Raw genomic sequence first — 22484 nt, 5'->3', positions numbered from 1 at the left:
CGGGGCTCAGGCTGGGAATATTATCCTGCACATTAGAAGTGCCGTGGATTCAGGGGGGTAGCGGTGAAAAATTTATTTTTTCCAGCTCTGCGCGTTTGGTCAAGCGGCGTGAATAGCGGGGACAAGTCCCGGATCGTCACAATCTCCTTAACGTTTTTTTGTTGAATGACGAAGCCTCCGAGACCCAGACCGCTCCTTCGTGATACCGACGCCCCGCTCCGCTCGCGGCCGCGCAAGAAGCGCAATCCGTCGGAACCACAGTTTCCATTCGATCCCATGCCCGACCGCGTCGAGCCGGCATTGGCGCAGCTCAAAGCAAAGCCGCCACAAGGATCCGAATGGTCCTGGGAGGTGAAATGGGACGGTTACCGCCTGGCTGTGCATATCGAGCCAAACAGTGTCCGCATCCTCACCCGTGGCGGCCATGACTGGACGCATCGCTTCCCGGCGATCGAGCAGGCAGCCCGAGCGCTTGGGCCGGCGACGATGATTATCGACGGCGAGGCCGTAGTCCTCGATGAAGAGGGCCGATCGGATTTCGGGCTGCTGCAGCAATCGCTCGGAGCATCGGGAAAAAGGGCTGGCAACCAGGCCTCCGATGCCATCCTCTATGCCTTCGACCTGCTTTATCTCGATGGCCATGATTTGCGCGGAGTCGAATATCGATCGCGCCGGCATTTGCTCGAAGACACGGTGAAGGATCAGGACGGCGCCATCCGGCCGTCGGAAACGCTTGAAGCCGATCCCATCGTCCTGCTGGACCATGCCTGCCGGCTTGGGCTGGAGGGAATTGTCGGCAAGCACCGCGACCAGCCATACCGCTCCGGCCGGACTGGCGATTGGGTAAAGGTGAAGTGCGTCGAGAGCGAAGCCTTCTTCATCGTCGGCTATGAGCCGTCGGCAGCGTCGCCGGCCGGCTTCGGTTCGCTGGTTCTGGGCGCCTACCGCGATGGTGAGATCGTCGCTGTCGGCAGCGTTGGGACTGGCTTTAGGGAAGCCGAGGCCATCAAGCTCCGCAAGATGCTCGAAAAGCTACGGTGGAAGCAGAAGCAGCCGCCAGTGCCCGATACCGAAAATGCCGACGTCGTCTGGGTGCATCCGACGCTGATCGCCGAGATCGAGTTCCGTGCCTGGACGGCCGACGGCAAGCTTCGCCACGCGGCCTACAAGGGGTTGCGTGAACGGCAGGACAATGCCGACGTGATTCAGCTCGACTAGCGGAGCGCCATCGATGCGCTAAACTGCCCTCCATGGTCGAGCGGAGGATTAGCCTGGAATGTGCAACCTTTATCGGATGGAAGACAAGGACTGGGTCTCGAAATGGGCTCAGGACGCCGAGAGCCTGATCAACCTGATGCCCGCCTATCAGATGAACCCGGACCAGATGGGACCGATCGTTCGCAACAGGGCCGACGGACGCAAGCAGCTCGTCCATGCGCGCTGGGGCCTACCCTCTCCGATCTTCGCACAGAAGAAGGCGGCCGAAGCCCGCGCCGAGAAACTCAAAGCAAAAGGCAAGCCGGTCGACCTGGACGAGCTGATCCGGATGGAGCCGGATCGCGGCGTCACCAATGTCCGCAAGCTCACCCTGCCCCACTGGAAACGCTGGTTCGGTGTCGAACATCGCTGCATTGTGCCGGTGACCAGCTTCGCCGAACCGGATCCTAAAAGCCAAGCACCGGGTGGCAAGGTTCCGAATGCGTGGTTTGCCCGCGACGAGCAAAAGTCGCTGATGTTCTTCGCCGGCATTCACGTGCCGCAATGGAAGAGCGTCCGGAAGGTGAAGGACGGCCTGACCACGGACGACCTCTATGGCTTCCTGACCACCGATCCAAACGGTCTGGTTGCCCCGATCCACGAGAAGGCGATGCCGGTCCTGCTGCTGACCCAAGAGGAGACAAAGGTTTGGATGGAGGCGCCGTGGGATGAGGCCAAGGATTTGGCCCGACCCTTGCCGGACGATGCTCTTCTTGTCTTGGGACGGGAGCCCTATGGATCTTCGATCGTCTCGAACAGCGGAGAGCCTGTAGAGCAAGGTCGCTTGCTATAACGCTGACCTGAAAGCTTGATTGGATGGACAAACGAAAGGCCTGCCGCGGGAGGAGGTGCGGCAGGCTTTTCGAAAAAGTTGAACAACGGCTGGGAGGAGGAGTGCCGCTGTTCCGTCAGGCGCCCCTTGGGAGGAGGAGTGGGTCGCCTGAAACACGAAGCTCTGCGGGAGGAGGTGCATCACTTCGTTGCGTAAACCAATACATCGAAAGGAATGCCTGCAAAATAGACAGATGCGCAGTGCAGCCATGTGCATGATGCAGGTCTGTCGCTCCGTCAACATGTGACAGACAAGTCCCTCATCGTCGCCGATTTCCAATGACGGCACATCCATGGCCGAAGCCGATCTTGCCAGCGCGCCCGATTTGAGATTATGGCTGCGTGCCAATAAAGTTACGGAACTTGGGGGCGTAGCGTGCAGATACTCGTTCGAGACAATAATGTCGATCAGGCGCTTCGAGCGCTCAAGAAAAAGCTGCAGCAAGAGGGCGTGTTTCGCGAAATGCGCTTGTGGGAACATTTCGAAAAGCGGTCGGAAAAGCGGGCACGCGAAAAGGCTGAGGGTATTCGCCGGGTCCGCAAGCTCGCTCAAAAGAAGCTGAACCGCGAACTTGGAATCACACCTGTGAAAAAGCCGCGTACCTCAGCGAGGGCGAAATAGCCTGAGGCTACCAAAGATCTCCGGGGGTTGTGACCATCGAAGGGGCGGAAATGCTGGAAATCCTGAACGACGGAGCAAGGTTTCAGCCTGTCAATGATGAGCGGGACGCCATTGATCGCCTCGATGATCTGCTCGATCGGAAAGATACCGGACAGCTCTCGTTGGCGCGCTGCGTCAAGGCACTCACAGAACTCTTTGCCATCTATCCGGATTTCATCGACGGACACGCGCATCTTGGTTTTGCTCTGCTTGAGCAGGGCAAAGCTTCACGCGCGCTCGAAGCATGCAATCGCGGATACGATCTCGCAACAGCGATGATCCCCTCCACTTACCGTGGCGTGATTGAATGGGGTTGGCTCGAGAACCGGCCGTTTCTACGCGCCGCTCAAGGAGTGGCGCTTTGCCACCAACAACTTGGGCAGCGTCAACAGACCATCGAAGTGATGCAGCGCATGCTCAAGTGGAACCCGAACGACAATCAGGGGATCCGCTTTCTGATCGCGTCAGAGTATCTGCGCGCCGGTGACGCCTCACGAGCATCCCGTATTCTGAAAAAGGAAGCGGATCACTTTCCGCCCTATCAATACGAGGCCGCGCTTATCGAAATCGCTGCCGGCCGCGTGGTACCAGCTGCAACGACGCTGCGACGTGCCTTTATCGCCAACGGCTACATCGCCGAGATTCTTTGCGGGATGACTGATCCCTTGCCGCTGGCGATCTGGCATGGCTCGAACCTGGCGGAGCCGGAGGTTGCGCGATCTTATGCCGAGCATTACGCGGATCTTTGGCACACGACCCCGTTAGCCCTTCCGTTCCTACGTTGGGTACACATGCATCCCAGAATAATGTCGGAACGCTCAGAAATCCTCGCCATTAAGGAAGCACTCCTGTGGGAGCGTGACGGCGAAGCGAGACGGAGTCTTCTCGACAGGGAGGACATGCTGTTGGATCAGATCGACGATCGGCTGTCGTTGGAAATCGTTGCCAAGCGGCAAGACGGCTACAATCGGCTCGTCGAACCTTGGGTGTACCAATCTTAAAAAGTTACGCGGAGTGTGTTCCCCCGCCTTGAACTGAACGGCATCCGAGACTGAAGAAAAGCGGTTGCCGCGCTTTCAGAATTTGTAGCTGGCGCCAATGAGGATTTTTTGTTGTGTAGCTCCGACCTCGCCGATGGTTGAGCCAAAGTCCTTGTTGCCGAAGTCGGTGTACCTGTACTCACCCCGAATAAGGATGTTGTCAGTCAGGGCGTGCTCAACGCCGCCGCCGGCAGTCCATCCAATCAGAATATCGTCTTCCTTGCCGGCGCCGAGAGAATCGACTTTGACGCCGGCCGCAGCAACACCCGCTGTCGCGAAGAACAAGGTTCGATCCAACGCATAGCCGACGCGACCGCGGCCGGACGCATCCCATTCGACATTTGCGTCACCGTTGTCTTCGACATTGTAATTAAAGTCATTCTCGATACCGAACACAAAGTTCCCGCGCTGGAAATTGTACCCCGCATGCGCGCCGACGGATCCACTGTCGAGGCCCACCTCGGAACCAAACAGTGTAGCCTGATTCCAGTTATACCCGCCCTGAGCGCCGAGGTAGAAGCCAGACCAATCATATGCGGAGGAAACCTGTTGCTCAGTCGGAGGCGATGGTTGTTCGTAAACGATGTCGGCCGCCATAACGGGGGCTGCGGTGGACAACGCGACCGCTGCGAAGGCGAGGAATCTGAATTGCATGTGAAGTCCCTTTGTTGATCTGCAAACCAGGATGCCGCACCGGCTCTATCCTGTTTATGCCAGCGACTATGGTGCAGGGACGTGTTGCAGAGTGTCTTTTCAGATTATGTTATGTTGCGAGGCGCATTTTCCGTCGATGGCCTCCATGAGGTAGTGCCCGGCATCACGATCTTTTCGCCGATTTTGCTGAAGGGCGAGCCTGGGCTTCATGGAGCAATCGTCTGAGGTGATCTACAGATACCCCGTCAGCGTGCATGATCTGGCGGATAAGCGGGTCATTGAGAACGTCAGTCATCGTCAATTCATGATCGCACACGGTCTTCTCCTTTGCGTCGATGACTTATCGCCGACCGAAATAACGAGGCGATGTCCGAAAGGAGCCGATAGCAAGGCGGGACGTTCGATTAGGTTACGGTTCTTGATGGAATGTCTTTGAAGGCAGAGACAAATTGCGTGAGCTTGTCTTGATGATCTTGACCAAGGTCTGTCTTAACATCCGTATCTCGACCCTCCTCCACTCAGGTACGTCAGTGCGAAATCCGGTGCCCGATTTAAACCTCTCATAAGCAGTCAGAAGACCGTGGAAGCTTCGCAAACGCATTGTTTACGGAGCACCCGAGCAGAACGTACTTTATTTAAATGGAGGCGCAGCACCGAGCCGGCGCGGTATACTGCCATCAGGCTGCTAACTGGATGCGCGAGCAGCGATTTGTTTAATCGTATCTGCAGAAAACGGAGGACGGCGCATTTCGACAAAAGCGTCGATGGTCGCGGGCCTCTCGATAGTACGCCTCGTCTGGGCGATTGATTTCTTCGCGGCGGGCCTGTTGCCGTTGCCATGTTTCCCGATCGCGATCGCGCTGCTCAGGCGTCTGATACCCATTGCGCCAGAAGCCAGGTTGACGGTCGTAAGGATAATCGTCACCGACGCAACCCGACAAGACTGGGATAGCGAGCACGCAAAGTACGGCTCCTATTTTCGATTTCACTAGGGGCATGTCTGTTCCTCAGGGGTTATTCGCCTTTAAAAATTCAAGGGAGTTGTGGTTTTGCGAAATCAGCCGAACGCAAATCGTATCAATCCCACTCCGACAGGCTGACCACCGCATCTCGACCCAGCTTTAGCGTTGTAAATGGCAAAGCTGCTGTTTGAACCAGCACATATCCGGCACCATTCAGTGCGGCGGTACCAAACTCCGCTGCACGATTTCCGTCTTCCGGCTCTGAGGTTCTTGTCTCGACTGTATTGGGAAGTGGGGGAGCTGTAGTGACGACTTTGCCTCCAAGCAGCGGATCCCGGCTTTCGCAACGAGGACTGCATCGATCGTAGCGGGTAACGTCGCCCGCTTGTCCGATGACGCCGACACTGTTTATCGCCTCGGTCCCCCCGGATTTTGCGGCTGCGTAGACCGGACGTTTCGTCGGAACCACAGTGAAGGCGGGAGAAACAGCTTCTGTTGCCGCTTCGCTGACCATCATGGTTGGAGGTGTGGTGTCGACGATGTCTCGCAGTGTCGACGAAGGGACCACTTTCTCCTGACCGACGGGATATGAGGCCACAGCATCTGTTGCAACCGGAGCATTTGTCGAAGGCAAATTGCCATAAGCGAACGCACAGACCGTTGCAAGCACAAGTCCGCCCGCCCCGATCGCAAGCAGGGCCGATGAACGGTACCTCGGCTTAGGGGACCGTATCTCGAGATCGTGGCGATGCTGCCATACACGCTCCACCCGGATCACACCACCATTGGGAGCCTCCTGCGGAGAAATGATATCGCCTTCAAGGTGATTGGACATGGAATGCCTCTCGTTTGGCGTTGATGATGATTGAGTTCGGTGCTGGGTGCGCCCATCGTTGATGACTGGAATGTCACCAGTCGCCCCGTTGAACCCCGAGTCTGTCGTTCTCAGTATTGGTCGTGGACGACACCCATGATATCGCCAGACCGCGATACGCTCACGAGCAGGTTGTCGCCGCCCCGGGTCGCCTTGACCAGATAACGCGGGCCGACGTCTTCAACGTTCCTGACCCTGTAGCCACGATCCTCAAGCAAGGTGATGACGTCATCAGGTCCAAAACTCGACTGTTGCCCGGACCAGCGGCCTTGCGCATCGTGCTGCCGGTTCCATTGATGCAGGAAGTTGGATTCGGTGCGCCCATCAACGGGATAAGAGTTTGACTGGTCATCATAGATAATCACCTGCGAATGGGCAGGCAGTGCGGCGATGGGACCAAAAGCTGCGACGGCACTCAAAGCGATGACATAACGTCTCATAGACTTCCTCCTTCGTTGAACGCCGTCCCGCGGCGTCGGCTGAGCCGGTTGGCCATCGTTGCACGGGCGCAACAATCCAAAGCCATTGACTGGGCGACATCATGCATCTGGCGTCTGTTGCCGTGTGTCGTTTGTTATTGCGTTATGTTGCGCTCATCTCGCGGGCGCAATTGTGCAAGGAGCGCATCGGCACCCTTGTCGATCGCGACCCGCGACGCTTTGAGAGCCCCGAAACTTGCACCTACATTCATCGCACTCGGATACTGTTTGGACACATAGGCCGACAACAGTGTGTTGTTCGTCGCATCGTAGATCTCGACAGCGTAGGCTACGGAACCGGTCATCGACCCTTCCTTGTCGCGAGCGGCCTGCACCGCATTGAACACCCCTCCCCCGACATCAAGATGCGAGAACGGACCAAGGACGGGTGTTGTGGTCTTTGCACCGGTGAGTGTCAGATGGACGCGCAACGTTCCCGGCGCTGGCGCACTGACGACGGAAAACCGTGTTCGCAGCTTCTGCGTGAACTGGGATTGCATATAGCTGGCCAGAGCCGTTTTGTCCTGCTCGCTGACTTTGATGAATTGGTTGTCGGGGCCCCGGTAGACCGTCACGGGATCGACGATCACCTTGTCGTACTGCTTCCAGTTCGTTCCGCTGTTGTAGCGGTAGGGAACACGACCGCTGCGGTCACTTGGGTCAGCCTTGAGGTGCTGCGCAGAGGCAAGTCCGGTATAGGCGGTTGGGTCTGCAGTGGTACAGCCGGCAAGGGTGGCGCTGAGGATGAGGCACACGCTGGCTTTCGAAAGTATCTTCAATGATTTTTGCTCCAGCCGGTTTAGTGCCGTGCGGCGAGTTCGACTGGATGAGCGATAGCTGATGGCGTCGTTGCTGTGTTTTCAAAAATGTTGGGAAATGTTCGCGCTGCGGGAACTCCTCAAACGTCAGGAAGTCGCGAGACAGAAGTAGCTTCAGTTTTCGGTAGTATCATCTCCACGACAAGCCCATTTGGCAAACGATCCTGCAATCTGAACAGGCCCTTGTGCCCTACTGTAACAATGCCTTGCGCGATTGAGAGACCGAGCCCGAAGCCTCCACTCTTCGCCCCGGTCTGTCGCGATTCGTCCGCCTTGAAGAATGGCTCGAGGACCTTCTGCTTTAGGTCATCGGGCAAGCCGGGTCCATCATCCGAAACTTTGATGATGACGGCCTGGCTGCTGTCTTCGAGTTCGATCTCGATAGAATTGGCGTACCGAGACGCGTTGTCGATCAGGTTGGAAATGGCGCGCGTCAGACCCTGCGGCATACATATGAACTTAAGCCTCCGCGGTCCGATGAAGCGGATACTGATACCGGTATCGGCAAAGTCATCGGAAATCGTTTGCAGCAAACTCGATAGATCCACCTTACGCGCCGGCTCGAACTTATTGTCGAGAAAGCTGAGGCTGGCATCGATCAGCGAGGACAGCATTGCGACATCAGCCAGCATCATTTCCTTCAATGCAGGTTCGTTCGAGCGATCAATACGCATGCGCAGTCGCGTAAGGGGTGTCCTGAGGTCATGGCTGATTGCCCGCAGGACCCTGGTCCGTTCTCGCAGCATCGTCTGTATCCGACCCTGCATGACATTGAGGGACGCTGCCAGGCTTCTGATCTCGGACGCCCCTTCGGCTTTGAATGGCTCCTCTGAATGATCGTCCATGCTGACGCGTTGCGCGGTATTCGCAAACCGGACAAGAGGCTCCGTTATCAACCAGCTGCCGAGCAAGGCAAGGAGGACAAGCGGAATGACGATCTTCAAAATGCCGCTTGCCATGGCCGGCGCAAGCCAGACGCTGGCGGGGAACTGAGGCATCGAAAATGCCAGCGCCCGGGCGCTGTCGAGCTTGACTATCAGTACGGACGGATCGCTGTTTCCGGAGAATGCAGCGCTGATCGCCGTTACGATCCCATCGTTGATCAGTCGCTTGACCTGATGCAGGATTTCCGGATTTGGCATGCCGTCCTTGTAGGAGATGGTCGCGCGCGAGGTCTCGACGCGTTGTGTCGAAACCCCCATCCGGTCGGCAAATTGTAATGCTTCCTCTTCGTCTGTCGAGGTCCTTGCCCGCGCGAACCGCTCCAGGATTGTCTCTATCCGACCCGCGAACAAGCCAATCTCAATGCCCTTATCGTGACGGCCGTAGATGAAAGGCTCCGTCGTAGCCGCAACTGCCGAAACGAGCACAACCAGGAGAATGGCGAGGAATACGAGTTGTTTGCGGATGGAGGCGCAGCGGAGCCCCTTCATGAAAGGCGCTCTACCTTGGAGGCAAACAGGTATCCGCCCAGCCGCACGGTTTTGATAAATGTCGGGTCTTTGAGATTGGGTTCGATCTTCTGCCGGACCCGGCTGATATGGGCATCGATGCTGCGCTCGATCGGGCCGGCCGAACCAGCATGTGTCATGGCCAGAAGCTGCTCGCGCGTGAGCACCTTGTTCGGATGACAACAAAACGCCCACAGTAAATCGAACTCTGCCGTGGTCATCGAAACCTGAGCACCTTCCGTATCGAACAATTCTCGGCTCCGCGGATCGATCCGCCATCCCGAGAACGTCATCGGCTCTAGTTCGGCGTCCGGTTCTTCATGATCGGAGGCTCTGCGCAGGATATTTTTAATGCGTGCCATCAACTCGCGTGAATTGAACGGTTTGGTGACGTAGTCGTCTGCCCCAAGTTCCAGGCCGAGAATCCGGTCGATATCCTCGCGAAGCGCCGTCAACATGAGAATTCGTGTTTTTCCCGAGGAACGCAACCGTCTGCAGATGCTAAAGCCGTCCTCTCCAGGCAGCATTCCATCCAGAAGGATGAGATCGAAGCTGTGACGGGCAAGGATCCTATCCATCTCGATCCCGTTTGCGACCGAGGCGGCTTCAAAGCCGCTGCTCTTGACCAGATCGACAAGCATGCTCGCGATATCGCCGTCGTCTTCAACAATCAGGATTTTTGGCTGCGTTGAGACGACCGTTTTAAGCGCAATATTTCCTGGCTGCTGCGGGGACATTGCCATAGCTTCAACTCTCGGCCGGTCACACCGGTCTTTTGTCATGACTGATACGCGGCCGCGCCGCACTTGGTTCTACCTCTATCGGATCTCGTGCAAAACTATATTCGGAAATGTTGCGAAATGTTGCGGCGTGTTGAGGTGCTCCTGGCAGATGCCGGAGGTAGCTGGTTCATAAACCGGCCATCAGCGAAATTGGGCATCGACGAGGACCGCCGCGATGTAGCACGCCCTCACCAACAGCAGCGAAAAGAATACCAAGGACACCGATGCGATAAGGTGATGTCTGGAATGCGAGCGCTTGGGTAACCGCGCCGCCAACCTAAGGCAGGTATACTTTGCGTACCGGGCGAGCGCGACGATGACAAAGAACGCCAGAATGACATATCCGCTCAGGGATGCTGCGCCGATCAACCAGAACATGAAAAAACAACCTCCCAAAAACCAGTGCTCCTCATTCGGAGCTGAGAGTCTCCAAATCGCGGCGACGCGGGAAACACACCTGAAGAGCGATTGCCCGCTCGGGAGTTCGGCTCCTTGACCATCAACGGACGTTTCATAGGGGGTAGATGACTTCGACTGAACTGGAAGTCTCGTTGCTGGACGCAGCGGCAAATCAGGATTGAGCATCCATCATTCCCTTGCGGCTATGCCCGATTTGCAGGGCTCTTGCAGCACGGACCCACCAACGGACTCTATTCCTTTGGTGGGTCCGTGCAGTGTTCGCACGAGCTACGCGGTCCGATCCCGAATCTGACGCAGCGCGGGACAGAAACTCAACCCTTTCGAGGAAGGATTTGCTGTCGGAGCGCTTCAAGTTGACCGGGCTTGTATCGTTCGAAATCTTGGCGTGAAAGAAGACTTCGAGATTGATCACCGGCAAGGCGCGAATATTGCGCAGCAAGTCGATGTCCAGACGGTTGGTGATGGCAAAAGCAAATTCATCGGAGCGAAGCGCGTCGAAAGCCTCCGGCACAGTCGAGACAGAGACGGGCTGAAATCCGTGTTCCAACAGCTTTACGGCGATGGTCGCTCCGAATGGCTCGGGCAGGAAGACAAGTATTTTCTTGGTGTTTGAGGTGCAGAGCATTTGAGCGCTTTCCTGATGGCGGGTGAAGAAGCCTAACCCATCCATTCGCAGCGCTGTGTTCGATTTTGTGTAATTTTATTCAGGCTTGGAAATTGTAGCAAAACCAAATGAGATTGAGTCCAACCGCATTCCTCATCGCTGTAGTTTGCTCCGCATGGAAAGGCTTGGGGTAACGCCTCCCCATGCGGTCCACGGACAGCATGCGCCAATCGAGACGTGCTGGGCCATGAATGAAATACCGACGCTTGCCGTCTAACTGCTCATCGCGAACACATGCCAGATCGACGTATGTCGTTGGATGCTGTTATGTGCAGAAATGTTGCAGCGTCGATTTTCTCAGCACGATTGGGGGGAGGTCCATCGTTGTGCACGCTTTCGCTTTCATCAGAAGCTGGACCGCGATAGTACAATGTTATGACGATCAAGATTACCAGGGACGAACACCGTCTTCGTTGAAAAAGCCACCATTCGGGCCATCTTCGCCAAGTGTAGCGAGATGAACAAGAACGGTTGCAGCCTGTTCGACACTGCGCGGACCAGACTTGTTGTTGAAGTCGGTCGCAGTGTAACCCGGATCGCCAGCGTTAACCTTCATCGCCGTGCCATCGGCCTCTTTTGCGAAGGCGACAACAGCGGCATTGAGCGCTGATTTGGACGAGCAGTAACCGATTTCCTTGATCTCGTAGAATGGATGGGTGCGGTCCGACATGATCGATAGGGAACCGACCGAACTACTGGTCATCACAATTCGCCCAGCGGGCGCGGCACGCAAGAGCGGCATGAAGGCTTGTGTTACTCTGATCGCGCCGAAGACATTGGTCTCGAAAACCGTTTTTATATTGTCGAGACTTTCGTCGCTTGGTTCTTTGTCGTGATCAATGATGATCCCGGCATTGTTGACGAGAACATCGAGATGACCCGAGTGCTCGCGGTAGCGGGCCGCCGCGGCTGCGACCGAAGAGGTGTCAGTAACGTCGATTGTAAGCGCCTGGGCGCCATGACCCATGTCACGCAATTCGGCCGCAGCGGCTTCGCCGCGCCCGGCGTCGCGACAACCGAGCCAGACCGAATAACCCAGTCCTGCAAGGCGCCGGGCCACTTCGAAACCGATACCCTTGTTGGCGCCGGTGATAATAGCATTCTTGGTATCTGCCATGAAAAGTCTCCATTTTTTTGGGGATGTCTGGAAGCCGCCGGTGACAGCTCGCGGACCGGCCAGGAAGTCCGTCCCACTGCCGGTAGCGTCGTTATCGATAAAAACGCGACATGCCATGAACCGTGCGGTGTCTTAAAGTTTTCTTGGTTTGGCAACGGCGACCATCAAAGGATGACGTCATCTATTGCTGAAAGGCCCGTAATAGGCCGCGCAATCGCTCTACGCGCGACCGCCCAATTTGGGCCGCCTTTGCCGCGCACGCAATCTCACGTGTCGGCATTCGCGAATACCGGCAACTTGCCGAACATCTTATCGTGACGGACTGCTTTAGCGATCAAATTTGCTGCTTCTTGCTTCGACACCGTGCGACCGGGCGCGGCGAGAAACGTGTCGAGGGTCACCTGCTTCGCAACATAGTTGGTTTCCGGCGTCATATATGGCTCGACATAGATTGGCATGGTCGGCTCACTGCGCCAGGCTTGCGCCAGATCGCCCATGTCAACGAAATCGTAGCCGATGCCGTCCAAAAAGGAGATCACCTGGGATTTTGCATCTGCATCGTTGCCTGCAACAGGCAATGCACTGCGATCGGCATCACCAGCCTCGCGCGCGCTGGTTAACAATCGGACGAAATCGACATTGTTGAGTGCCCGGACAACTGTTGAACGAGCAAAGTGACGCTGCACCAATTCGCTCGTCGAGACCGTGTCCGTGTGCACTTCCATCATATCGCCATCCCGCTCTGGATAATAGTTCAGCGTATCGATGAGGATTTTGCCCGCCAAAACGTCCGCGGGTATGGTTGCGAAGACCGCAAACGGGATGGCCAGGACGATCAAGTCTGCGGCGGCAGCCACCTCCGGCAAAGTGGCCGCGCGTGCCTGTGGTCCAAGCTCTTTGACAAGATCGACTAAAGAACTGGGCCCTCGTGAATTGCAAATGACGACGTCGTAACCGCCGGCAATTGCCAACCGAGCAGTCTGCCCGCCAATCATTCCACTGCCGACGATGCCAATTGTGTTCTTCATGATAAATCCTCATTCATGCTGCGGTTCGGGAAATATGAGTGTTGCGGAATTTAGGCACAATCTTGCTTGCGGCCATTTCAATGATGCAGAGAATGCATTTATCGCAATCGCTGTTTTTTGTGAGATGCGCCCGCGGCCGCCAAGGCTTTCGCGTCAAACCCACTGTCCCCAGCGGCTCAAAGGGCGGAACCGCCAGAAAACACTGCGCCACGACATGCGCTATCCGAAAGCAGCGATCATTGTTCTTCGGGAGCCCGATTTTAACGTTATCGAACCTGCATAACCGCCCAGTGTAAGACGAGCAGCGCTGGCATAGCTCCTCCCACGACACAAAGACCCAGCCAACCGGCATAAGAAAATGCCAGGCTTCCAAGCCCCGATCCGATCGACATTCCGATAAAGGCAGCCGTCACGAATATCGACGTGATGCGTGACTGTGCCGTGGTGTTGAGCTTGTAGAGCACCGACTGATGAACGACCTGCAGGCCCATGGCCGCGACGTCAAGAACGAGGATGCCTGCAATGAGAACCGGAACGTAGTGACCGCCGATAGCCATGAGCAGCCAGGAAGCCGCAAGCATGACGGCAAGACCGCCTGTAAGCGCACTTGTCCATCCACGGTCGGCAAGTCGGCCAGCATAACTTGCCGACAGGGCGCCTGCAGCACCGACCAGCCCGAACAGACCGACGGTTGCCGGAGAATAGTTGAACGGGTCTGACGTCAGGTGCAGTGTCAAGCCAGTCCACAATGCGCTGAAGCTCCCCATACCCAGCATACAGTAGACCGATCGCCGCCGGACTTCCGGTTCGTCGCGGATCATCGATGCGACTGATTTCAGCAGTCCGAGGTAATCGAGCGGCTTGTGTTTTCCGTCGGCGACCATCGTCTGCCGCAGGATGAACCAGAATATAGAGACGGCTACCGCGGCGAAGACGTACATCCAACGCCAGCCAACGAACTCGGCGACAACACCCGACACGGTTCGGGCAAGCAGGATACCTAAGAGCACACCGGTAATAACCAAACCCACGCGCTGACCGCGTACGTCTTCGGGTGACCCTGATGCTACGTAGGGAATGAGGACCATCGTTGCGCACGCTGTCGCTCCCATCAGAAGCTGGGCCGCGGCAAAGAAAAGAAAAGTTGGGCTGAGGGCGGTAGCTATCAACATCACGACGCAGCCTGCGAGCATGAAGGATGCGAGTTTGCGCCGGTCCATGCCATCGCCCAGCGGAACGATGAACAGGACACCCAGGCCATAGCCAAGCTGCGTGAGCGTCACGAGGTAGCCCGCATGGGCGGGATCAACGCCAAAGGACTGCGCTATCACCGCCAGCAGAGGCTGGGAGTAGTAGATGTTGGCAACCATGACAGCCGCCGCGAAGGCAAAGAGATAGACTTGGCGTGTTGTTACGGCCTGTGCTGACGTTGATGTCATGAATGGATACCTCTTACTCCGAAAAATGAGCGCAGACAGGAAGAACCCGTCTGCGCTTTCAATCTGTCAGCTGTTCGGCAATCAAGCCGGGTAGTTGACCTCTACCGCCCAACTGTCCTTCGGCTGGGCATGCAGGTTCCAGAAGGCTTCGGCGATAGCTGTCGCCTCAGCCGATCCGGCCGCGATCAGCGCGCCGACGGTGACTGTTGCGATATGCACGCCACGGTCCCGGAAATTGTCGAACGTCCCAAGGGTCAATGCCCGCATGCCGGCTTTGCCAATGCTGAGCGACAGGTAGTCAGGGTGAGGAGTCACGCCGAAAATGCCACCGGTGAGGAGAATAGATCCTTCGCCACGCTTGAGCATACCACGCGAGACGTCCTGCACGGCGACGAGTGCAGCACCGATATTGATCGTGAGGTCGGGAACGAAGGTTTCGGCCTGCTGGGTTTCGATCGTGGCGGAATGCATTGAGGCGGAATTAAAGTGCAAGACGTCGACCGAGCCGAATTCGCTTTCGGTTTCCTTGATGAGGGCACTGATGCTGGCAAGGTCGCCTGCATCTGCGGACTTAGCCGCCACAATATAGCCCTTGTCCTTCAGCTCGGCGACACGCTCGCCAAGTTTGGCAACGTCGCGAGAGGTCAGGACGACCCTGAAACCCTCTTTGGCAAAGCGCTCTGCGGTCGCGATGCCGATACCAGGACCGGAACCGATGCTCAGGAATGTTTTCATATCTAGTGCTCCTTTTCTTGCTGGAGACAGAAGTAAGCCTTTGCGAGCGATCCAACAATTGTGCTAAAGCTCAACTGACTAATGCGCAATTTGCAGGAATGAAATGCACGAAGGTTTTGACGATCTGGCGGCCTTTGTGGCTGTCGCGGAAACTGGCAGCTTTCGCGTCGCCGCTGGCCGGCTCGAACGCGACGCGTCGGTTATCTCGCGACGGCTGACGCAGCTGGAGCAGCGTCTGGGCGTACGTCTTCTCTTAAGGACCACGCGAAGCGTGACCCTCACCGAAGCCGGTAACTTTTACTTCCGGCGTATCCGGTCCGTGCTGGACGAGTTGGAGATAGCGACACGGGAGGTCGCCGGTTTTGCAGCAACTCCGAAAGGAATGTTGAAGATCTCCCTTCCGGTGACCTTAGGCCGGGATGTGATCGCACCGATGCTTCCAACCTTTCTGTCCAGATACCGGGAGATCCGCATCGATGCGCATTTTCTCGATCGCACCGTCGACATTGTCAGCGAGGGATTTGACCTCGTTATCCGCGTCGGGATCATTCGTGACAGCTCGCTGATGGCGCGAAAAATTGGAGCGTTCCGGAGCGTACTGGTGGCGTCCCCTGCGTATGTCGACGAGTTCGGAACACCCGGCACCCCGGAGGAACTGCGCGATCACGCCTGTCTTGGATTTACCAATCACCCGGACTGGCCGAACTGGGTTTTGGAGAAGGACCGCAAACGCGTCACGCTTCAGCCAGTAGGACCTTTGATCGCCAACAGTAGCGAGGCAGTTATGCTGGCGGCGACGCGTGGCACGGGCATCGCCTTGGCGCCCGACTGGATGAGCGCACCGCTTCTGGATGCAGGAACGCTTGTCCCGGTCCTGGCGGGGTGGAAGACCGTCCAAGAGATCGGCGTCTATGCCGTCATGCCACCCGGAGCGCTCGTGCCCGCCAAGACCCGTGTGTTTCTCGATCATATCGTCGAGGAAATGCGCGCCACCAAGTTCTGGTAAGATCACGAGATGGCGCGCAAGCTTGCGTCAGAAATCCTGTAGGACCTGATTGGGTGCATCCACAACCTGGCCACAGCCCACGCGCGACGAGGTTTCAATAGCGGCCAGGACCCGATGCAGATTGACCGCATCGTCAAACGTCGGGGCGGTATGCGTCCCGTTCCTTAGGTCAGCAGCCATTCTTTTATAAATTCTTGCTACATTACCCGGTACGTAATCGTCGAGACCCAGCCCATCGTCCGGCACCACAATCGGCTGAAGTGTCCGGTCTTCACCGCGTCCACCGGAAATCGTCAGAGGCAGGATCTGGGTATGACCTGTAGCAGCGGTCACCCGAAGATCCCCGTCCGATCCATGAATGTCCCAGACAAAACCATCCACGCCACGCGGCTCGCCGCCCTGATAATGAATAGAGACAGTTGCATCGTCGTACAGCCTGCCGGTCACAAGGATCTGGTCCGGTGCGTCCATCGGCACCATTTCGCCGGTCTCTGTAGCGAGAACCTGCTTGTAGCGCGTGTCAAGCAGAGCCGACACCTCGGTCAAGTCCCCTAGGACGTCACGAAGTACCGCCAGCGAATGAGCAAACGGAATGGTGAGAAGGGTAGCGCCATTGGCATTGTCCAGAAGATAGCCGTCGGTCTTGAGGTCATCGATCGTCGCCCCCCAGATCCGACCACGACCGGTCATGGTCGTAGACAGTATGTTTCCAACGAAGCCATCCTTGACCAATTGTCTCAAGTGCCGCATCGCAGGTGTCACCCGCGCCTGCGTGCCAGTCACAGCAAGAACACCCTTATCCGCAGCAAGTTTGGCCAAGGCCACCGCTTCATCCAGCGTGCGCCCGAGCGGCCATTCACAGTAGACGTGCTTGCCGGCGTTGACCGCCGCCAGCACGAGATCCCAGTGCGCCGGCACCTTGACAGTGACCGCCACGATGTCGATGTCTGGTGAAGCAACCATGTCCTCCATACTGGCAAAAGCGCGCGGGATGCTGCAAGCCGTTGCCGCCGCTTGTGCGCTGGCAAGGGTGGAATTGGCGACCCCCACGATTTCGAAGTCGTCTGCGAGGTGGCGAAGGGCAGGCAGATGTGCGAAGGCGGCCCAGCTGCGCTCTGGTTGGAGACCGACGATGCCAACCCGGAAGCGATGATGATCCATCAGATTTTCCTTATAGTCTGGAGCCGGCAAGGCCTGCCAGCGATCCGAACATACGGTCGTGGCGAACAGCTTTCGCAAGAAGTGCCTTGAGGTCATCGCGGCTCACCACATTGCCAGGGTTGGCGAGGAACCAACCCCGCTCCGTCGCCTGAGTTAGATCGGCGGGGATGTTACCGATATACGGCATAACGTAAGCAGGCATGGTCGGCTCGCTGCGCCAGCTTTCCGACAACGGCCCCATATCCACCACGTCATATCCAATGGCTTCGACAAAGCTGATGGTGGATCGCTTGGCATCGGCATCATCGCCTGCAACAGGCAGTGCGCTCCGGTCGGCTGCACCGGTTGGCCGCGCATTTGTCAGCAACCGGACCCAATCTACGTTGTTAATCGCACGAACAACGTGCGACCGGGCGAGATGGCGTTGGACGAGTTCGCTCGTGGAAATGACGTCGGTTTCAATCTCAGCCATCTCACCGTCGCACTCGGGATAATAGTTCATCGTGTCAATGACCGTCTTGCCGGCCAGTAACTCAGGCGAAAGATGCGTGTAGGCTGCAAAAGGTATCGCTGCGACGATAAGGTCGGCCGCTTGAATTGCCTCCTCTGCGGTCGCTGCGTGGGCGAGCGGACCCAGTTCGTTGACCAATTCCTGAAGAGTTTCCGGACCGCGTGTGTTGGCGATGACGGTGTTATATCCGGCTGCAACGCTAAGGCGAGCCGTCTGGCCGCCAATCATACCACTGCCGAGGATCGCAATGCGCTTATCCATAGTGATCGTCCTTTCCTTTAATAAGGTAAGTCACCATAGATAAATGCGAAGCCGGGGGTAATTTCAGAATATCGCATTTCATAGCTGCGCTGTTTGCATTAATGGTCCGGTGTGCAGATATCGGTGTCACCTCGGAAATCGGCAACCGAGCAGCTGGCCATCGGCGGGCACGATATAAATCCCAATTGAGGGAGGATCGCGCCGGATTGATGCAAACGACACATCGCAGTTCTGCTGAAAACGACAATTGTTCGATGAAGTGCGCCCGATCTACGCTGCAGCTCCGCGGTGACGCACCGTTTAGAAAAGGGATTTTGGAATGGAAAATTCACGGCCGAAGGTCAGCATTTTTGTGACCTATCAAGGAACGACCGAAACGCGGTTTGACAAAGAATATTACGTAGCAACCCATTTGCCGCTGGCGATCGAAGCTTGGGGAAAATACGGCCTGGACAGTGCCGAAGCATTCTTTCCGACGAACAACAAAGAAGGGACCATTGCGCTGGCGGAACTGAAATTTACTGATGAGAACGCGTTGCAGGCATCGTTTGGTTCGGTCGAAGCCCCGAGCGTAATGAGCGATGTTATCAATTTTACCGATGTTGCGCCGGTGATTTCACGAGCGGTCGCGCTTTGATTCAAAGACGGCGGTCGGAGGAAAGCGCGAACTGCTGCGCTTAACGACGGGTCATCGAGTGATCGCATCGTCGACATAACGCAGCGGCTACCACCGGTATCCGCTGCCCTCCTTTGCCAGTCGTCCGATCCCAGGATACGTGACATGCGCACCGGCAACGAGGTAACCTCGCTTTGCCGCATCCGCAAAAACCGTTTGGCGTTGTTTCATCGCCGCCATACGGTTTCCGTCGAAAATGACATTGATCTGCGGTGCGGGAAACTGCACTTCTTCGATGTGCATCAGGTCACCCCAAAAGAGCAGCTGCTCTCCGTTGCTTTCCAGCATATAGCCGCTGTGGCCCGGCGAGTGACCGGGCGTCGGCTCGCTTCGGATGCCCGGCATCAATTCCACGCTCCCCTCAAAGCGGGCGAGCTTCCCAACTTTTTCGTAGGGCTCGACCATGGCATTCACCCCTTCCCGCCGATCGACATGCACAGTCGCATTCGGAAAGATCCGTTCGTCGCCTGCAACCAGGCCTCCGGCGTGGTCATCGTGTAGATGGGTGATGAACACGTCTGTGATCTCCTCGGGGGAATAGCCCGCTGCCCTTAGGCTGGCTGGCAGCTTGTTCAACGTGGGGCCGTAGAACAGACCGCAGCCACCGTCGATGAGAACCGTTCGACCGGCATGCCTGATCAGGAAGATGTTGACGGACGTGTGTAGCGGCTTTGCCTGCATGTGCGCGTTGCCGAGGTGCCGGTCGATCTCAGCTCGCGGGGCGCCCGTCAACATGTCCGGCGTGAGGACCATCGTTCCGTCCGACAGCGCCGTCACCTCCGCGTCACCGACCATGACGCGGAGATAGCCAGCTTGAGGTTTACGCATCGACGAAGAAGACGTTTGGTCAGCCATTGCAGAAGACGTTTTAAGGAAACTGGCAAGCAGGATGACAGCTATGATGGTCGTCCGAATCATCTCGCGGTACCTTTCTCGCAATCAGACACAGTCTGCGATGTCGATCCGCCCGTATCAATCAGATGCTTCTGCAGGACATAATTGCAGATGATGCATTAGAGCAAAAACCGGGATGATGAAGGGTCGGGCGGGCGAAACCGTGATTATCACACTTCCCGGCAGGTGGGTGAGCTGGCCTAACACTGCCGGCTGAAACCTCTTGAACCTTTCGCTCCCGCATTGTGGGACTGCCACGCGGCACGCGTCAATTCGTGCGGAGCCTATGGGTAATCGCCGCTAGAACCGTGCTCATAACTGCAGCTGCAGCGCCAAAACCAAATGCCAACTCAGATCCAAAGTGATCGAGAAGCATCCCGCCGATGGTCGCACCTACGAACAATCCGAGCTGCATGGTAGCAACTATCAAACTACCACCTGCCTCGGCGTCATTCGGCAATGATACCGATAGCCATGCAAACCAGCCGACGGGACAGACCGTAGTCGAAAGGCCCCAGACGAAAAGCAGCGCACCCATGCCCCATACCGAAGCCCCGAAATAAATCATCGCCAATGCAAGCGCTGCCATCAAGAGTGGAACCGCGATGATGACCCCATAGATCGTACGTTTGAGAATGGGACTGACCAACAGCGACCCGGTAAGGCTACCGACACCCATGACCAGCAAAAGGGCGGAAAGCGTATTGGTGTCGACCTTTGTCACGCCCTCAAGAAAGGAGCGCAGATATGTAAAGACCGCAAATTGCCCGGCAAAAAGAAAAAGCGTGGCTGCGACGGCGAAACATACGCTCGGTTTCGCGAGGAGGTAAAACGCCATGCGTCCGGCATTCGGTTCAACCGGCAATTTTGGTAATTTGACCATCAACCAAACCAGGGCGACGATCGCTACGGGCACCAACGCGAACAATGCACCGCGCCAACCAACAACGCCGCCGAGAAAACTGCCTAATGGGGCGGCGACGGTCGTGCCAAAGGCGACCGCGCCCTGAAGGATTGCCAGTGCGCGAGGGACGACTTCGCCAGGGACGAGGCGCATGACGGTTGCCGTTGAAATCGACCAAAATCCACCGATACTGATTCCGAGCAAAGCGCGACCGACGAGAACGAGGCTGTAGTTAGGAGCGACAGCAACCAACGTGCAGGCAGCTACCATCAAAAATGTGAGCCCGCAGAGTAGCGTCTTGCGGTCGAGGGTACCGACGACCTTCGACAGGAACAGGCTGGTCAGCAGCGCAAGGATACCGGAGAACGACACAGCCTGACCGACCTGCCCCTCCGAAACCGACAGTCCCGACGCCATGGGGGAAATAAGGCTCATCGGCATGAACTCTGACGAAACCAGCACGAACGCTCCGAGCGTCATCGCAAATACCGGGTTCCAGGCAGCCTTTACGGGCGCACTTGTGAAAGTAGACGTCACGGCCATGCCGATCTCCGTTTTATTGAGGAATGTTTGAAGCAAAGCCTATTGAAGGCGAGAACCGTGCGATGGACGCCTTTTTATCCGTGATGGTGCGTCGCGTGTTGCGAAGACGCGAAAGGCGGAGACTGAAGCAAGATCGGCAGGCTTGAGGTCAGCTTTTCAGCGAGTCGAGATCTATGACGAAGCGATATTTGACATCGCTTTTCAGCATACGGCCATAGGCTTCGTTGACGTCCTGAATCTTGATGAGTTCGATGTCTGAAACAATGCCGTGCTCGCCGCAGAAATCGAGCATCTCTTGTGTTTCGGCGAGCCCGCCGATCAGCGAACTACCAAGGGAACGGCCGCGAAACACCATGGGCGCGGTGTTGAGACTATTGCTGAGCGGCCCAAGATAGCCAACGAGCACGATCGTGCCTTCTGGAGCGAGGGTTGCGATGTATGGGTTGAGGTCGTGATCGTAAGGTACCGTGTCGATGATCAAATCGAAGTTGCCAGCAACTGCCTTCATCTCCGCCTCGCTCTGGGAGATGACGATATGATCGGCACCCAGGCGCCGGGCATCATCTTCCTTGCCCTTCGAGCGGCTGAACAAGGTCACATCCGCGCCCATTGCCTTGGCAAGCTTGAGGGCCATATGGCCAAGGCCACCGAGACCAACCACAGCAACCTTCTTCCCCGGGCCAGCTTTCCACCGACGTAGCGGCGAGTAGGTTGTGATGCCAGCGCAAAGAAGCGGTGCGGCGCCAGCCAGGTCGAGCCCGTCAGGAATTCCAAGAACGAAATTCTCGGTGACGACAATCTTGGACGAATATCCGCCATATGTCGGCGTCCCGTCATGACGGTCCTTGCTTGCATAGGTCAGCGTGCTTCCGTTTTCGCAATACTGCTCGAGAAGGCTTTTGCACGATGAGCAGTGCTGGCAGGAATCGACGAGGCAGCCGACACCAACGGTATCGCCGACCTTGTACTTCGAAACGTCGGGACCGGTGCGCGTAACGCGACCGACAATCTCGTGACCCGGAACGATCGGATAGCTCTCGCCGCCCCAATCATTGCGGACGTGGTGAATATCGGAATGGCAAACGCCGCAGAAGAGCACATCCATTTCGACATCATCGGGCCGCAGGTCGCGACGTTCGAACGACCACGGCACAAGATCGGCGTCGAAAGAGTGGGCGGCATAGCCATGAACGAGAGTCGGCATCACAAAGCTCCTTTGACTAGGCGCGACCGCAGCTTTCGACGGACGATCGCGTTTAGTCGGTCCAAAATAAGCATTTGAGGAGTATGTGACTATCCGTGATTATTTGCTTTCA

At 56.8% G+C, this 22484-nt stretch carries 23 protein-coding genes; 6 read left to right on the top strand and 17 right to left on the bottom strand.

Translation table 11 applies throughout. The annotated features are described in order from the left end of the window. The first annotated feature begins 165 nt into the window (after positions 1 to 165). The 4 genes from ligD to JZX87_RS26215 all read left to right on the top strand — a co-directional run bounded on the left by ligD (position 166) and on the right by JZX87_RS26215 (position 3750). The gene (gene ligD, locus JZX87_RS26230; protein WP_206828835.1) at positions 166 to 1218 is read left to right on the top strand and encodes a non-homologous end-joining DNA ligase; all 1053 of its coding nucleotides are present in this window, start codon (positions 166 to 168) and stop codon (positions 1216 to 1218) included. 58 nt (positions 1219 to 1276) lie between these two features. Continuing rightward, positions 1277 to 2050: an SOS response-associated peptidase gene (locus tag JZX87_RS26225; protein ID WP_206828834.1), complete on the top strand. Its 774-nt coding sequence runs from the start codon at positions 1277 to 1279 to the stop codon at positions 2048 to 2050. A gap of 414 nt (positions 2051 to 2464) precedes the next feature. Further along, the gene (gene rpsU / locus JZX87_RS26220) at positions 2465 to 2710 is read left to right on the top strand and encodes a 30S ribosomal protein S21 (protein WP_206828833.1); all 246 of its coding nucleotides are present in this window, start codon (positions 2465 to 2467) and stop codon (positions 2708 to 2710) included. 50 nt (positions 2711 to 2760) lie between these two features. Further along, positions 2761 to 3750: a tetratricopeptide repeat protein gene (locus JZX87_RS26215; RefSeq protein WP_206828832.1), complete on the top strand. Its 990-nt coding sequence runs from the start codon at positions 2761 to 2763 to the stop codon at positions 3748 to 3750. A 75-nt stretch (positions 3751 to 3825) separates the two neighbouring features. Here the strand turns inward: JZX87_RS26215 and JZX87_RS26210 are convergent, their stop codons facing one another. From JZX87_RS26210 to JZX87_RS26155, 12 genes are all read right to left on the bottom strand, one after another. Further along, complete coding sequence (locus JZX87_RS26210) at positions 3826 to 4443, bottom strand: outer membrane protein (RefSeq protein ID WP_206828831.1); 618 nt, start codon at positions 4441 to 4443, stop codon at positions 3826 to 3828. Between the two features lie 1077 nt (positions 4444 to 5520). Beyond that, complete coding sequence (locus JZX87_RS26205; RefSeq protein WP_206828830.1) at positions 5521 to 6240, bottom strand: hypothetical protein; 720 nt, start codon at positions 6238 to 6240, stop codon at positions 5521 to 5523. 110 nt (positions 6241 to 6350) lie between these two features. Then, the gene (locus JZX87_RS26200) at positions 6351 to 6719 is read right to left on the bottom strand and encodes a hypothetical protein (protein ID WP_206828829.1); all 369 of its coding nucleotides are present in this window, start codon (positions 6717 to 6719) and stop codon (positions 6351 to 6353) included. A 134-nt stretch (positions 6720 to 6853) separates the two neighbouring features. Next, positions 6854 to 7537, bottom strand: coding sequence for a DUF3313 domain-containing protein (locus tag JZX87_RS26195; RefSeq protein WP_206828828.1), 684 nt, complete (start codon positions 7535 to 7537; stop codon positions 6854 to 6856). 119 nt (positions 7538 to 7656) lie between these two features. Beyond that, positions 7657 to 9009, bottom strand: coding sequence for an ATP-binding protein (locus JZX87_RS26190; protein WP_206828827.1), 1353 nt, complete (start codon positions 9007 to 9009; stop codon positions 7657 to 7659). Beyond that, positions 9006 to 9770, bottom strand: coding sequence for a response regulator (locus JZX87_RS26185; protein ID WP_502711340.1), 765 nt, complete (start codon positions 9768 to 9770; stop codon positions 9006 to 9008). Before JZX87_RS26185 ends, JZX87_RS26190 begins: the two co-directional genes overlap by 4 nt. Before the next feature lie 180 nt (positions 9771 to 9950). Further along, complete coding sequence (locus JZX87_RS26180) at positions 9951 to 10187, bottom strand: hypothetical protein (RefSeq protein WP_206828825.1); 237 nt, start codon at positions 10185 to 10187, stop codon at positions 9951 to 9953. 193 nt (positions 10188 to 10380) lie between these two features. Continuing rightward, positions 10381 to 10899 (bottom strand): hypothetical protein, encoded by a 519-nt coding sequence (locus JZX87_RS26175; protein WP_286195084.1) that lies wholly within the window; start codon positions 10897 to 10899, stop codon positions 10381 to 10383. A gap of 382 nt (positions 10900 to 11281) precedes the next feature. After that, on the bottom strand, positions 11282 to 12010 hold the full coding sequence (locus JZX87_RS26170; protein ID WP_206828824.1) for an SDR family NAD(P)-dependent oxidoreductase: 729 nt from the start codon (positions 12008 to 12010) through the stop codon (positions 11282 to 11284). A gap of 266 nt (positions 12011 to 12276) precedes the next feature. Then, positions 12277 to 13038: an NADPH-dependent F420 reductase gene (locus JZX87_RS26165; RefSeq protein ID WP_206828823.1), complete on the bottom strand. Its 762-nt coding sequence runs from the start codon at positions 13036 to 13038 to the stop codon at positions 12277 to 12279. A 266-nt stretch (positions 13039 to 13304) separates the two neighbouring features. Next, complete coding sequence (locus JZX87_RS26160; protein WP_206828822.1) at positions 13305 to 14477, bottom strand: MFS transporter; 1173 nt, start codon at positions 14475 to 14477, stop codon at positions 13305 to 13307. Between the two features lie 81 nt (positions 14478 to 14558). Further along, positions 14559 to 15212, bottom strand: a complete 654-nt coding sequence (locus JZX87_RS26155) for an SDR family NAD(P)-dependent oxidoreductase (protein WP_206828821.1) — start codon at positions 15210 to 15212, stop codon at positions 14559 to 14561. Between the two features lie 103 nt (positions 15213 to 15315). Between JZX87_RS26155 and JZX87_RS26150 the strand changes: the two genes are divergently transcribed. Next, positions 15316 to 16218, top strand: a complete 903-nt coding sequence (locus JZX87_RS26150) for a LysR family transcriptional regulator (RefSeq protein ID WP_206828820.1) — start codon at positions 15316 to 15318, stop codon at positions 16216 to 16218. A 27-nt stretch (positions 16219 to 16245) separates the two neighbouring features. Here JZX87_RS26150 and JZX87_RS26145 read toward each other — a convergent pair whose 3' ends face one another. Then, positions 16246 to 17379, bottom strand: a complete 1134-nt coding sequence (locus tag JZX87_RS26145) for a Gfo/Idh/MocA family protein (RefSeq protein ID WP_206828819.1) — start codon at positions 17377 to 17379, stop codon at positions 16246 to 16248. A 10-nt stretch (positions 17380 to 17389) separates the two neighbouring features. Further along, positions 17390 to 18151: an NADPH-dependent F420 reductase gene (locus tag JZX87_RS26140; protein ID WP_206828818.1), complete on the bottom strand. Its 762-nt coding sequence runs from the start codon at positions 18149 to 18151 to the stop codon at positions 17390 to 17392. Positions 18152 to 18470: 319 nt separating this feature from the next. On the opposite strand from JZX87_RS26140, the gene JZX87_RS26135 reads away from it, so the two are divergent. Beyond that, positions 18471 to 18788 (top strand): EthD family reductase, encoded by a 318-nt coding sequence (locus JZX87_RS26135; protein ID WP_206828817.1) that lies wholly within the window; start codon positions 18471 to 18473, stop codon positions 18786 to 18788. An 87-nt stretch (positions 18789 to 18875) separates the two neighbouring features. Here the strand turns inward: JZX87_RS26135 and JZX87_RS26130 are convergent, their stop codons facing one another. The 3 genes from JZX87_RS26130 to JZX87_RS26120 all read right to left on the bottom strand — a co-directional run bounded on the left by JZX87_RS26130 (position 18876) and on the right by JZX87_RS26120 (position 22372). Then, the gene (locus JZX87_RS26130) at positions 18876 to 19745 is read right to left on the bottom strand and encodes an MBL fold metallo-hydrolase (protein WP_206828816.1); all 870 of its coding nucleotides are present in this window, start codon (positions 19743 to 19745) and stop codon (positions 18876 to 18878) included. A gap of 244 nt (positions 19746 to 19989) precedes the next feature. Next, positions 19990 to 21168, bottom strand: coding sequence for an MFS transporter (locus tag JZX87_RS26125; protein WP_286195083.1), 1179 nt, complete (start codon positions 21166 to 21168; stop codon positions 19990 to 19992). A gap of 148 nt (positions 21169 to 21316) precedes the next feature. Continuing rightward, positions 21317 to 22372, bottom strand: a complete 1056-nt coding sequence (locus JZX87_RS26120) for an NAD(P)-dependent alcohol dehydrogenase (RefSeq protein ID WP_206828815.1) — start codon at positions 22370 to 22372, stop codon at positions 21317 to 21319. Positions 22373 to 22484 lie beyond the last annotated feature (112 nt).

The sequence above is a fragment of the Agrobacterium sp. Ap1 genome (genome assembly GCF_017313375.1).
Taxonomy (GTDB): Bacteria; Pseudomonadota; Alphaproteobacteria; order Rhizobiales; family Rhizobiaceae; genus Neorhizobium; species Neorhizobium cellulosilyticum.
The sequence above is the reverse complement of the archived record's forward strand: the minus strand, read 5'-3'. Positions and strand labels throughout refer to the sequence as shown.